This is a genomic window from Pseudomonas citronellolis, from assembly GCF_900112375.1.
GTDB lineage: Bacteria > Pseudomonadota > Gammaproteobacteria > Pseudomonadales > Pseudomonadaceae > Pseudomonas > Pseudomonas citronellolis.
Genome location: NZ_FOLS01000030.1, coordinates 1 through 12,611 on the forward strand (window position 1 = coordinate 1; position 12,611 = coordinate 12,611).

Annotated in this window: 12 protein-coding genes and 1 pseudogene; 6 read left to right on the forward strand and 7 right to left on the reverse strand. The window is 66.2% G+C overall.

The window, feature by feature from the left end; translation table 11 throughout:
* On the forward strand, positions 1 to 302 hold a 302-nt coding region (locus BM060_RS24450; protein WP_143096604.1), incomplete at its 5' end, for a transposase domain-containing protein.
* Between the two features lie 286 nt (positions 303 to 588).
* Here BM060_RS24450 and BM060_RS24455 read toward each other — a convergent pair.
* The 6 genes and pseudogenes from BM060_RS24455 to BM060_RS24475 all read right to left on the reverse strand — a co-directional run bounded on the left by BM060_RS24455 (position 589) and on the right by BM060_RS24475 (position 6,110).
* Positions 589 to 861 carry a hypothetical protein gene (locus tag BM060_RS24455; RefSeq protein ID WP_074983913.1) on the reverse strand — a complete coding sequence of 91 codons (273 nt, stop codon included), beginning with the start codon at positions 859 to 861 and terminating at the stop codon, positions 589 to 591.
* Positions 862 to 1,323: 462 nt separating this feature from the next.
* Positions 1,324 to 2,265, reverse strand: coding sequence for an MBL fold metallo-hydrolase (locus BM060_RS24460; protein WP_074983916.1), 942 nt, complete (start codon positions 2,263 to 2,265; stop codon positions 1,324 to 1,326).
* Between the two features lie 206 nt (positions 2,266 to 2,471).
* A complete protein-coding gene (locus BM060_RS24465; RefSeq protein ID WP_074983919.1) occupies positions 2,472 to 3,560 on the reverse strand; it encodes a glycerophosphodiester phosphodiesterase in 1,089 nt (362 codons plus the stop codon).
* A gap of 98 nt (positions 3,561 to 3,658) precedes the next feature.
* Positions 3,659 to 4,024, reverse strand: a complete 366-nt coding sequence (locus BM060_RS33040) for a DUF1801 domain-containing protein (RefSeq protein WP_174672440.1) — start codon at positions 4,022 to 4,024, stop codon at positions 3,659 to 3,661.
* Positions 4,010 to 4,438: pseudogene (locus tag BM060_RS32190) on the reverse strand (GNAT family N-acetyltransferase); the annotation flags it as partial. The gene BM060_RS33040 and the pseudogene BM060_RS32190, both read right to left, overlap by 15 nt.
* A 469-nt stretch (positions 4,439 to 4,907) precedes the next feature.
* Positions 4,908 to 6,110 (reverse strand): PilT/PilU family type 4a pilus ATPase, encoded by a 1,203-nt coding sequence (locus tag BM060_RS24475; RefSeq protein WP_074983924.1) that lies wholly within the window; start codon positions 6,108 to 6,110, stop codon positions 4,908 to 4,910.
* 192 nt (positions 6,111 to 6,302) lie between these two features.
* On the opposite strand from BM060_RS24475, the gene BM060_RS24480 reads away from it, so the two are divergent.
* From BM060_RS24480 to BM060_RS24500, 5 genes are all read left to right on the forward strand, one after another.
* On the forward strand, positions 6,303 to 6,581 hold the full coding sequence (locus BM060_RS24480; RefSeq protein ID WP_074983926.1) for a peptidylprolyl isomerase: 279 nt from the start codon (positions 6,303 to 6,305) through the stop codon (positions 6,579 to 6,581).
* Between the two features lie 13 nt (positions 6,582 to 6,594).
* Entirely contained in the window at positions 6,595 to 6,957 is a 363-nt protein-coding gene (locus tag BM060_RS24485) for an MmcQ/YjbR family DNA-binding protein (protein WP_074983928.1), read from the forward strand.
* Positions 6,954 to 7,511, forward strand: coding sequence for a putative glycolipid-binding domain-containing protein (locus BM060_RS24490; protein ID WP_074983930.1), 558 nt, complete (start codon positions 6,954 to 6,956; stop codon positions 7,509 to 7,511). The genes BM060_RS24485 and BM060_RS24490 overlap by 4 nt, the downstream gene beginning before the upstream one ends.
* A gap of 269 nt (positions 7,512 to 7,780) precedes the next feature.
* Positions 7,781 to 8,980: an MFS transporter gene (locus tag BM060_RS24495; protein ID WP_083426838.1), complete on the forward strand. Its 1,200-nt coding sequence runs from the start codon at positions 7,781 to 7,783 to the stop codon at positions 8,978 to 8,980.
* 1,246 nt (positions 8,981 to 10,226) lie between these two features.
* Positions 10,227 to 11,507 carry an OprD family porin gene (locus BM060_RS24500; protein ID WP_074983934.1) on the forward strand — a complete coding sequence of 427 codons (1,281 nt, stop codon included), beginning with the start codon at positions 10,227 to 10,229 and terminating at the stop codon, positions 11,505 to 11,507.
* 62 nt (positions 11,508 to 11,569) lie between these two features.
* On the opposite strand, the gene dmpG is transcribed toward BM060_RS24500, so the two are convergent.
* A complete protein-coding gene (dmpG, locus tag BM060_RS24505) occupies positions 11,570 to 12,604 on the reverse strand; it encodes a 4-hydroxy-2-oxovalerate aldolase (protein ID WP_074983936.1) in 1,035 nt (344 codons plus the stop codon).
* Positions 12,605 to 12,611 lie beyond the last annotated feature (7 nt).

Here is a 12,611-nt window from a genome sequence, read left to right on the forward strand (position 1 = left end):
TGGATTACAGCTTGAAACGCTGGGTAGCGCTGACGCGCTACCTGGACGATGGTGCTGTGCCCATCGATAACAATGCGGTCGAGAACCAGATCAGGCCGTGGGCGCTCGGTCGTTCGAACTGGCTCTTCGCAGGGTCACTGCGCAGCGGCAAGCGGGCGGCGGCGATCATGAGCTTGATCCAGTCGGCACGGATGAATGGGCATGATCCATACGCCTATCTCAAGGATGTACTGACGCGGCTGCCGACGCAGAAGGCCAGCGAGATTGAGCAGCTGTTGCCGCATCAGTGGATACCAGCCTGACCTGCGCAAGATGCCTTGCCCGTACGCTTACACCGGTAAACCCCATTCGCGAGCAAGCTCGCTCCTACGCCGCCCCACCCACGCCATTCCCCTGTAGGAGCGCGCCCTGCGCGCGAATCGCGGGCAGGGCCCGCTCCTACGTTGTTTTCTGGGTTATTCCCCTTCGGGCCAGCGCAAGTGCTGTTCGCGATGGAGCCGCGCCCCGCGTTCACGGGAATGACGGGATTAAGATTCGTGTTTTCCCAGGTCATTCCCGCGAACGCGGGAACCCAATAGACAGTTGCTCCTACCGGCCAGCCACCAGAGCCTTCTCCCGCGCCAGCTCGTACAACTGCCGCGCCTCGCCCACCAACGGCGCCAGTGCGGAAGCCAGGCGTGACGTCTCGTGCACCAGCACGTCGCCGACGTCATGCACCTCCAGCACCCGCAACAGGTCCTCCAGTGCATTCAGCCGGCGTTCGGCCACATCGTAGATATGTTCCGCCGGCGCGGCGGTATCGATATAGAGCACGCCCTCGGACGCCTGGGCCTGCAACGCAACCAGCCTGCGATCAGCCATGGCGCACCTCCCGGGGGAAGGCGAAGGACGAATGGGACAACGGGGGATACACGACAGACACGAAGTGATACGGCATTTCCATTGCTCCTTAGTACGGAGGAAGGAGCCGCCAACCCGGGAATGGGTGGCGGATCGTGCGGGGTCGCAGTACCGGCGAGAGAAGCAAGAACCGGCCAGGCCGAAGCCCGCCCCGCACGACCCACCATAACTGCATCTCGCAGCAGGCAAGAAAAAGCGCCTGTGCAAGGTGCATCGGCGCTTCGTGCGCTTCTCTACTCGACCGGACTGCGATCCGGGCCACGGGATTGACCGTGGCGGAAGGGAATCTAGCGAGGGGACTTGTAGGCTCACAAGGGAGAATGTGGGTGGGAAATTTCAGGAGAATCCATGAAGGCCAGGAGCGGACCGACGCCGGACTCCTGGCCAGTGAACGTGTACAGCCCATCCGGGCGGGCCGGACCGTCAGTAATCCCAGAAGGCCGCAATCCAACGGAAGGCATCGCCGTCGACGGCCACCCGGCCAACGGAGGGGAACGGCAGGTGCGTGGCCACCAGCAGCTCACCGCTGGCCGCCGCCTCCTGCATAAGACGGACGCGCACGCGCACCGATTCCTCGGGGTCGTGTTCGAAGCCGTTGTGCCAGTCGGGGTGGTCGAAGGCCACCGGGAACAGGGCGTCGCCGGCGAAGGTCAGGCGTTCGCCGGCGGATGTCACATGGACCACGCTATGCCCCGGCGTGTGGCCGCCGGTGAGCCTGGCGACCACGCCCGGCGCCACCTCGTGCTCATCCTCGAAGGTATGCAGCTTGTCGCAGTATGCCTCCATGAACTGCCCGGCAGTCGCGCGCAGGACGTCCGGCACCGGCGCCGGCATGGAGGTGAGGGAGAAATCGGGCGCAGCCCAGAACGCCACCTCGGTGGCCGCGACGTGGATGCGCACATCCGGGCGCAGCCGGTTCTTCACCTCGTCGACGAGCAACCCGCCGATGTGGTCCATGTGCATGTGGGTGATCACCACGTCGGTGACCGACGCCAGGTCGATACCGGCCGCCTCCAGGCGCCGGGGGAACTGCCCGGCCCGCGGGAAGCCGGGGAACTGCCCGCCCAGGCCGGCGTCGACCAGAATGGTCTGCTCGCCGCTGCGCACCACCAGTACGTTCAGCGCCCAGTCGAACGCCTCCGGGCCCAGGAACATGTCCTTGAACCAGGCCGCGCGGGCGGCCGGATCGGCATTGGTGGACATGGTCGCGGTCGGCAGCGGCAGCACCCCATCGCTGACCACCAGCACGTCGATGTCGCCGACCCGCAGCGCATAGCGCGAAGGCACCAGCTCTTCCCTCTCCTGGTGTTGTTCATTCTTTTGGGTGGAATTCTTTTGAAAGGAATAGTTCAGATGCATGTTCATGACGTTTCCTCGGAAGAAGTGGCCAATAACCTGGAAGTCGTTCCTTCGGGCTCGGCTGGGCGATAGGCGAGTACCGAAATGCAGGGCCGTTGCAGCGAATCGTCCGCTGTGAACCCATGCTATTGGCGGGTACTTCCTGGCGCACTTCTCCATCGGGACGGCAGGGCTATACCTCTGTGGCGGGGGGATATACGAAGGTATTTCTATCAGTAGCCCAGCCCCGCCAGTACCTCCCCCACCGACTTGGCGGCCGGGCGCCCGTAGAAGGCCAGCAGGCGGTCGGCGCGGTTGGTGAAGAAGCCGTCCACGCCGGCCTCGGACAGGCGCTTGAAGTCCACGTCGGAATCCACCGCGTAGGCATGGATGAACAGGCCGCGCTGGTGGGTCAGCTGGTTCATCCAGGGTTTCACCAGGTCCATGTAGCTCTGCTCGCCGCGTTCGCTGAGGGTGGCCGAGGGGCCGGTGCCGGCGGCGCCGTGGGCCTTGGCCCAGTCGATCCAGGCGCTGAATTCCGCTTTGGATTTCACTTGCTGGCCGGCGTAGAAGGTGGCCTTGTCCGGGGCGCCGGAGTCCTTGAAGGCCACGTCAGAGCGCGGCGCCATGTAGCCGTCGCCCACCCACAGCAGCAGCACCTTGGGCACCTGCGGCATGCTCTTTTGCAGCAGTTCCAGGCTGCCTTTCTCGAAGGTCTGCAGCACCACGCCACCGCGGGCCAGGCTTTGCGGGCTGAGCCAGCCCCTTCTTTGCAGGGCCTTGCGCAGGTCTTCCTCGATGCCGGGGAACTGCGCCGGGACCTTGGTTTCCAGGTACAGGCCGGGCTTATGGGCGCCGCCTTCGGCGATGTCGATCAGCTCGTCCAGGGCGAGGATTTTCAGGCCGGCGAACTTCGCCCGGGCGCGTTCGGGGTAGGCCTGGTTGAACCAGCTGCCGGCGTCCAGGCGCTTGAGTTCGGCGAGGGTGAAGCTGCTGACCGGGTCCTTGGCCCGCGCGGGGAAGACCTCGGCGACGTTGGTGGTGCGTTCCAGGGTGTCGTCGTGCAGGGCGACCAGCACGCCGTCGCGGGTGCGCTGCAGGTCGGCCTCCAGGTAGTCGGCGCCCAGTTCGCGGGCCGCCAGGTAGGCCGGGGCGGTTTCCTCCGGAGCGTCGTGGGAGGCGCCGCGGTGGGCGATCACCGTCGGCCAGGGGATGCCGGCCCTGGCGCTCAGGGCCTGGCCGGGATTTTCCGCGGCGGTGCCGGCGAGGCTGGTGGCGAGCAGGCCGGCGAGGCCGAGGGTCTTGAGCAAGGCATGGCGCATGGTCGAGGTCCTTCTGCGGTTCAGGGTGAGCCCCGCGCGAGTCGGGCGGCTGGCGCCAGTCTGCCAGGGCAGTGTTGCCGAAAGACGGCCGGCGGGCCTTACTCGGCCAGCATCGCGGCGCTGCGCAGGTAATGGGCGATCTGTCGCGTCTCTATGTCGTCGAGCGTGCGCAATTTGATGTGCCGCCGCTGCTTGCCGCCACCCTCCAGCACAGCATAGGGATCATCCAGGCTGGCGCCCTGGCTGAGCTCCAGCGAGACGTGGCCGGCATAGGCGAAGACGCCGCCGAAGGGCCGCGCCCGGGAAAACAGTACGCCACCGTACTTCACTTCGTCATGGACATCGGGCGCCACCGCCAACGCCAGTTCGCGTACCCGGCAGAGCAACTGGAAGTTCGTCTCGCTGACCAGGCGCACGTCCTGCAGCAACCGGTCGACGGCGCCGGCCTGCTTCTCGTAGCGCACGTCGCGGGCATCGAGGTTGGCCACCTTCTGCCAGCCGTGGCGCTGGTAGAAGTCGTTGGCGCGAATGCCGTCCGAGCCATCGGTGACCAGCCAGATGCGCACATGTTCGCGGAACAGGCTGGCCTCGGCCGCCGCCAGCAGCAGGCGCCCTGCCCCAAGGCCCTCGTATTCCGGGCGGACGAACAGGGCGAAGACTTCCCCCGCCGCCCCATCCACCATGGCGAAACCCACGGCCACCCCATCCGCCTCGGCCAGCCAGCAGCAGGGGCCGAGGCGAATGGCCGAGGCCACGCTGGCCGGGGTGATGCCTAGCTCGGCCAACTGCTCGTGGGACAGGTGGTTCTGGCGCACGCTGGTGCGGATGGCGAACAGGGTCGCCACGTCCGCCTCGGTGGCGGGGCGAATACGGATCATCTTCGGGGCTCCGGCCTTTGCATGGGTCGCCGAGCATAAGCCGTGCGCCCTGGGCCTTGAGGAGGAAGCTGTATCGGGAAGTTAGCCGACATTCCGGGAATGGGGGCAATACACCTTATCCGCGATAAGGCCTGGCACCGGCCTGGCGGCCGGATCGCGACGTTGCAGGCGAGCACGGCTTTTCGTAGGAGCGAGCTTGCTCGCGAATGAACCCCGCAGCGGAGTCTGTTCGCGAGCAAGCTCGCTCCTACGATGCGCCCTCCTCCGAGCCCACCTGTAGGAGCGGGCCCTGCCCGCGATTCGCGCGCAGGGCCCGCTCCTACATTGGTGCGCCATGGGTGATGCAGCGGACCTTGCTCGATCGGGGCCCCGAACAGGCGCTCCGTGGTCGAATCCGCGGCGCGCCGGGGGTCGAGGTCAAACGGCGGATAACCGCGAACGGTTATCCGCCCTACGCCTCGCCCACCTTTCAACCGCCCTTCTTGTCTTCCTCGTCCTCGGCCTTGATCTCTTCCAGGGCCAGTTCCAGGCCCCAGCTGGAGGCTTCCACCGCGGGCGCGGCCGGGGTTGCCGGCTGGGCGCTGGCCGCCTGGGCCTGGGCCGCGGCCGGGTTGTCCCGGTGCAGCTTGAGCTTCAGCCGCAGGTTGTTCGCCGAGTCGGCGTTCTTCACCGCCTCTTCCTCGCTGATCGCGCCTTCCACCGCCAGGTCGAACAGCGCCTGGTCGAAGGTCTGCATGCCCAGCGCGCGGGACTTGTCCATGATCTCCTTGATCGAACTGAAGTCGCCGCGCTTGATGATGTCGCTGATGGTCGCGGTGCCCAGCAGCACCTCCACCGCGGCGCGGCGCTTGCCGTCCTGGGTGCGCACCAGGCGCTGGGAGACGAAGGCCTTGAGGTTGTTGCCCAGGTCGTTGAGCAGCTGCGGCCGGCGCTCTTCGGGGAAGAAGTTGATGATGCGGTCCAGCGCCTGGTTGGCGTTGTTGGCGTGCAGGGTGGAGATCGCCAGGTGCCCGGTGTCGGCGAAGGCCAGGGCGTGCTCCATGGTCTCGCGGTCGCGGATCTCGCCGATCAGGATCACGTCCGGCGCCTGGCGCAGGGTGTTCTTCAGCGCGGCATGGAAGCTGCGGGTGTCCACTCCCACTTCGCGCTGGTTGATGATCGACTTGCGGTGCCGGTGCACGTACTCGATGGGGTCCTCGATGGTGATGATGTGCCCGCCGCTGTTGCGGTTGCGGTGGTCGATCAGCGCCGCCAGGGAGGTCGACTTGCCCGAGCCGGTGCCGCCGACGAAGAGCACCAGGCCGCGCTTCTCCATCACCACCTTGAGCAGCACCTCGGGCAGCTTCAGGTCTTCGAACAGCGGGATGTCCAGCTTGATGTTGCGCGCGACGATGGACACCTCGTTGCGCTGCTTGAAGATGTTGATGCGGAAGCGCCCGACGCCGGAGACCGAGATCGCCAGGTTCATCTCCAGTTCGCGCTCGAATTCGGCCTTCTGCTCCTCGTCCATGATGGCGTCGGCGATGCGCGCCACGTCACCGGCCTTCAGCGGCTCGCTGGACAGCGGCTTGAGCACGCCGTTGAACTTGGCGCAGGGCGGCGCGCCGGTGGAAAGGTAAAGATCGGAACCGTCCTGGCTGGACAGGATCCGCAGCATCGCTTGGATTTCCATCTGTACTGCATCCGCACGCTAGGGGAAGGCGCTGCCCACGACAGGCAAGCGCTTGTAGGAATAATCATCAGACTCTAGGTAGGCCGTCAGACGGGCACAATGCCAGCCCCGGAAAAATGCGATGTACGTCACTGCCTCCCGAGTGGCCGAGCGGGAGTACAATCGGCCATTTCCTTCAGCCGAGAACCTTCCATGCCCGTCGCCATGGCCCGCCACATCCTGGTCAAGACCGCCGCCGAGGCCGAGCAGCTCAAGCTGCGCCTGGCCAAGGGGGAAGACTTCGCCGCCCTGGCGAAGAAGCATTCCACCTGCCCCTCCGGCAAGCGCGGCGGCGACCTCGGCGAGCTGCGCCCCGGGCAGTTAGTGCGCAGCGTCGACGCGGTGGTGTTCAAGAAGCCGCTGAACGTCGTCCACGGCCCGGTGAAAAGCCAGTTCGGCTACCATCTGGTGCAGGTCTATTTCCGCGACTGACGCCGGAGAACCCATGACGCCCGACCAGATCGCCCGCTTCTGCCTGCAATTGCCCGGCGCCCGCGAAGACCTCAAGTGGGGCAGCAACCGGGTGTTCTCGGTGGCCGGCAACAAGATGTTCGCCATCCTCGACTTCCTCGACGAGGGCCGCGGCGGCCTGGCCTTCAAGGTCGGCCCGGAACTCTTCCTCGGCTTCGTCGACCGCCCCGGCATCCGCCCCGCGCCTTACCTGGCCCGCGCCCACTGGATCAGCATGCAGCGCCCCTACCCCATGGGCGCCGACGAGTTGCGCGAGGCCCTCACCCGCTCGCACCAACTGGTGGTCGCCCGCCTGCCCAAGCGCCTGCGCCTGGGCCTGCTGCTGGATCCGGCATGAACCGCCAACTGACCTGGGAAGGCCTGTGGCAGGCCTCGCCGGCCAGTTGGGAGCGCCTGCACCTGCAGGACGGCCGCGCCGACAGCCAGTTGCGCGTGGCCGCCGCCGACGGCCAGCCGCCCTACCAGCTGGAATACCGCCTGGAATGGGACGCCGACTGGCGCCTGCGCGAGGCCGAACTGCTGGTGGAGGGCGAACACCTGCAACGCCATCTGGCGCTGCTGACCGACGGCCAGGGCCGCTGGACGCTGGGCGACGGCACTGCGCTGGCGGAACTGGATGGCTGCCTGGATATCGACATCTGGCCCAGCCCCTTCACCAACACCTTCCCGATCCGCCGCCTGGGCCTGGGCGATGGCCAGTCTGTTGCGCTGGAGGTGGTCTACGTGGAGGCTCCAAAGTTGCAGCCGAGGAAGATGCGACAGGGCTACACGCGCCGGGATGCCAGCCATTACCTGTACCGCAACCTGGAGGGTACGGACTTCCAGGCGTTGCTGGAGGTGGATGGGCAGGGGTTGGTGCTGGATTATCCGACGTTGTTCCGGCGCGTCTGATTCCCCGGTAAACGCGGAGCGCCCCCGAACAGGCGCTTCGTGCTCGAATCCGGGGCGCGCCGGGGATCACGGTCAAACGGCGGATAACCGCGAACGGTTATCCGCCCTACGCAAAACCCACCCGTAACGTAGGGCGTACAACCGTTCGCGGTTGTACGCCGATACACCCGGCTTCGTGCAAACCCCTCAGGTAGTTCGTTAGCTAGCTTTCCTACAAGCCGACGGCGGTTCATCATGCTTCTCCCCTCTCCGCCCCGCTGTTCGTGTCCATGTCCGCCGATACCGCCATGTCCCGTTCCAACGCCGCCATCACGCTCGAGGTGGTGTCGGTGGTGCTGTTCACCTTTCTCGCCTACCTGACCATCGGCATTCCCCTGGCCGTGCTGCCGGGCTACGTGCATGGCGACCTGGGCTTCGGCTCGGTGCTGGCCGGGTTGGTGATCAGCGTGCAGTACCTGGCCACCCTGCTCACCCGGCCCTACGCCGGCAAGGTGATCGACAACCTCGGGCCCAAGCGCGCGGTGCTCTACGGCATGCTCGGCTGCGCCGGCAGCGGCCTGCTGATGCTGCTTTCGGTGTGGCTGCAGGGCATGCCGGCGCTGAGCCTGGGCTGCCTGCTGCTCGGCCGGATGATCCTCGGCACCGCCGAGAGCCTGGTGGGCACCGGCGCCATCAGCTGGGGCATCGACCGCGTCGGCTCGCTGCACACCGCCAAGGTGATCTCCTGGAACGGCATCGCCAGCTACGGCGCGCTGGCCGTGGGCGCACCCTTCGGCGTCCTCCTGGTGCAGGGCCTGGGACTGTGGAGCATGGGCGCGGTGGTGATGCTGCTGGCCGCCGTCGGCTTCGCCCTGGCCTGGCCCAAGCGCGCCGCGGCCATCGTCCACGGCGAGCGCCTGCCCTTCCACCACGTGCTCGGCCGCGTGGCGCCCCATGGCACCGGGCTGGCCCTGGGCGGCATCGGCTTCGGCTGCATCGCCACCTTCATCACCCTGTACTACGCCAGCCGCGGCTGGGGCGGCGCGGTGTACTGCCTGAGCGCCTTCGGCGCCTGCTTCATCGGTGCGCGTCTGCTGTTCGCCAACGCCATCAACCGCCACGGCGGCTTCGCCGTGGCCATCGGCTGCCTGCTGGTGGAAAGCCTCGGCCTGCTCCTGCTGTGGCTGGCCCCGGGGCCCTGGTCGGCCATGGCCGGCGCGGCGCTGACCGGCTTCGGCTTCTCCCTGGTGTTCCCCGCCCTGGGCGTGGAGGCGGTGCGCCTGGTGCCGGCCTCCAGCCGTGGCGCGGCGCTGGGCGCCTACTCGCTGTTCATCGACGTATCCCTAGGCATCACCGGGCCGGTGGCCGGCGCCATCGCCACTGCCTGGGGCTTCCGTTCGATCTTCCCCTTTGCCTGCGTCGCTGCGCTTCTCGGCCTGGGTCTGAGCCTGTGGTTGCAAAGGCGTAATCGTGAAATGGGCTCGGGCTGAGCGGTGGTGTTGTTCAGTTAAGTGATTCTTTGGTTTGGGGAAGGTGCGCAATGCTGGGTTCGCGCCCTCACCCCGGCCCTCTTCCGGAGGGAGAGGGGCTGTTCGTGCCACTGGAGCGTCCGGCGTGGCCGGTGAATCCAATCGCGGACGGAGTCCGCTCCTACGTCCGTGCTTCCCTGGAACCGTAGGAGCGGACTCTGTCCGCGATTCGGCGGATAACGCCGTAGGCGTTATGCGCCCTACGGATTTCCGACGGGGTTGCGGCAGGGGTTGGGGCTCTGCAAAGAGCGCCCTCTCCCCAGCCCTCTCCCGCAAGCGGGAGAGGGGGCTGTCCTGAGTGGGGGGAGAGTCCTGAGTCATCCTGAAAACGCCTAACCCCACCCCGTCATTCCCGCGAACGCGGGACGCGGCTCCATCGCGAACAGCGCTTGCGCTGGCCCGAAGGGGAATAATCCAGTGACTGCGGGGTTCGCGAGCAAGCTCGCTCCTACGAAGAGCAAAAGCAAAAGCGCGTTCGCTCCGGCTTTTGGATTTCCAGAGAAACGTCCGAGCGCACCGGAACGCCCCTTCAGAAGGCCGAGCGAAACCCGCGCTCAGGAGGTCATGCGACATGGATGTCGCGAGAGCCCCGCGGGCTACAGGGACGTACCCTCGGGGCGGGCCTCCGTGGCGGGGGAGTTCGTGAGGGTAGCCCAGCTTCATCGGGCCCGTATGTCGGGGCAAGCCTTTTTGGTTACTTTTGTGGCGACTGACAAAAGTGACTCGCCCGAGGGGGCGAAACAAAAAATCTCCGCAGACTCGGTGCGGCGCGCTACACCGAGCCCCCAAGTCTCTGGGTTATTCCCCTTCGGGCCAGCGCAAGCGCTGTTCGCGATGGAGCCGCGTCCCGCGTTCGCGGGAATGACGGGGTGGAGATCGGAGCGCGGGGCCAAGGCCCCCACCCCACTCCGCAAGCGAAGCCATAGCCCCATCCCATATGAAAAATGCCATTTCTCCCATGGAGAGAAACGGCCGTCTTTCTTATCCGCACCACCCGAACGGCGATTTTCGCAACCTGCCATCGAAATTCCTGGATTTTATCCACGTTCTGCTATCATCCCGCGCCATCGGGGCCTGTGAGGGGCCTCGAGACATCCAAGAAACGCCAGCACCCACGCGTTGCCAGACCTGGATTGGAGCATCCGGGACGGCAGGCTTTTTTCCACGCTCGGGGGCTGCGAATAAACAGACTGCAGGAAATAACAAAATGACTAACAAAGCGTTCAGTTTGCTTGCATTGGGGATCCTCGCTGCCAGCACCCAGGCCATGGCCGATGACCAGTCCGGCGCCAAGGGCTTCGTCGAGGACAGCCACCTGGACCTGTTCTTCCGCAACGCCTACATGAACCGTGACTACAAGCACGGCGCGCCGGACAAAGCCGAGTGGGGCCAGTCGGCCACCGCCACCTTCTCCTCCGGCTTCACCCAGGGCACCGTCGGCTTCGGCGTCGACGCCTTCGGCCTGTACGCCCTGCGCCTGGATGGCGGCAAAGGCAAGAGCGGTGCCGGCGGCATCGACTTCTTCAAGCGCGGCGACAGCGGCGAAGCAGCCAACGACCTGTCTCGCGCCGGTGGCGCGGTCAAGGCGCGCATCTCCAACACCGTGATCAAGTACGGTGACCAGATGCCCAGCCTGCCGGTGCTGAGCTACGACAACTCGCGCCTGCTGCCGGAGAGCTACACCGGCACCCTGATCACCTCCAAGGAGATCGAGGGCCTGGAGCTGAACGTCGGCAGCTTCACCGAAGAAGCCCGCAAGAGCGCCGAAGGGCGTGACAGCGGCGGCCTGAAGCGCATCGACGTGTACGGCGGCAGCTACAAGTTCACCGACAACTTCAGCGGCTCGCTGTACGCCTCGGACAACAAGGACGTGGCACGCAAGCAGTACATGAACCTGAACTACGTCATCCCGATGCAGGATGCGCAGTCGCTGACCTTCGACTTCAACGGCTACAAGACCAAGCTGAACAAGGACTTCGCCAACCTGAACTTCGGCGGCGACCGCGACAACACCATCTGGAGCCTGGCAGCCACCTACGCCATCGGCGCCCACTCGTTCATGATCGCCCACCAGCGCAACACCGGCGACACCGGCTACAACTACGGCTGGTACCAGAACGCCGGCGGCCTGGGCGACGGCGGCACCACCATCTGGCTGGCCAACTCCTACTGGTCGGACTTCAACGCCGAAGACGAGCGTTCCTGGCAGGCCAACTACAGCATCAACTTCGCTGAGTACGGCATCCCGGGCCTGAGCTACACCGTCGCCTACGTCTACGGCGACAACATCAAGACCTCGCAGACCGACAACGGCCACGAGCGCGAGATCTTCAACCAGGCCAAGTACGTCGTACAGAGCGGCCCGGCCAAGGACCTGTCGGTCAAGCTGCGTGGCTCCTGGGTACGCGTTTCCAACGACGCCCGCGAGTACAACGACGACGGCAACGAAGTGCGCATCTTCGTCGAGTACCCGTTCAGCGTGTTCTGATCGACCTGCTCGCTACGCGTGAATGAAAACGCCCCGTGGCTCGCGCCACGGGGCGTTTTCTTTTAGGTCGGCAGCGCGGAACGCTGACCTGAAAGGGTCAGCGCCAGGTCCTCGATCATGTCCTCCTGCCCGCCGACGGTACCGCGCCGGCCCAGCTCCACCAGCAGCTCGCGGGCCGATACCCCGTAGCGCGCCTCGGCGCGCTTGGCGAACAGCAGGAAGGAGCTGTACACCCCGGCGTAGCCCAGGGTCAGGGCATCGCGGTCGAGGCGGATGGGCTGATCCATCATCGGCACCACCCGATCCTCGGCGACGTCCATGATGCCGTACAGGTCCACGCCGCAATCCACGCCCATGCGCTTGAGCACCGCGACGAAGACTTCCAGCGGCGTGTTGCCGGCGCCGGCGCCCAGCCCCGCCACCGAGCCGTCGATGCGTGCGGCGCCGGCCTCGATGGCGGCCAGGGAGTTGGCGATGGCCATGCCCAGGTTGTGGTGGCCGTGGAAGCCCACCTCCGTGTGCGGCTTCAGCTCGGCGCGCAGCAGGCCGATCTTCGCGCTCACCTCGTCGGGCAGCATGTAGCCGGCCGAGTCGGTGCAGTAGATGCAGTTGGCGCCGAAGCTCTCCATCAGCTTCGCCTGCGCCAGCAACTGCTCGGCGCTGACCATGTGCGCCATCATCAGGAAGCCCACGGTGTCCAGGCCCATCTCGCGGGCCATGCCGATGTGCTGCTCGGAGACGTCGGCCTCGGTGCAGTGGGTGGCCACGCGGATGGTGGAAACGCCGCAGCCATGGGCCATCTTCAGGTGCTCGACGGTGCCGATGCCCGGCAGCAGCAGCGCCGAGACCTTGGCCTGCTTGAGCTTGGGAATCACCGCCTCGAAGTACTCGCGGTCGCTGTGCGCCGGAAAGCCGTAGTTCACCGAGGCGCCGCCCAGGCCGTCGCCGTGGGTGATCTCGATCAGCGGCACGCCGGCCGCATCCAGCCCGGTGGCCACGCTGACCATCTGCTCCAGGCTGATCTGGTGGCGCTTGGCGTGCATGCCGTCGCGCAGGCTCATGTCGTGCAGGCGGACCTTCTTACCTTGCAGGTTCATGTTCTCT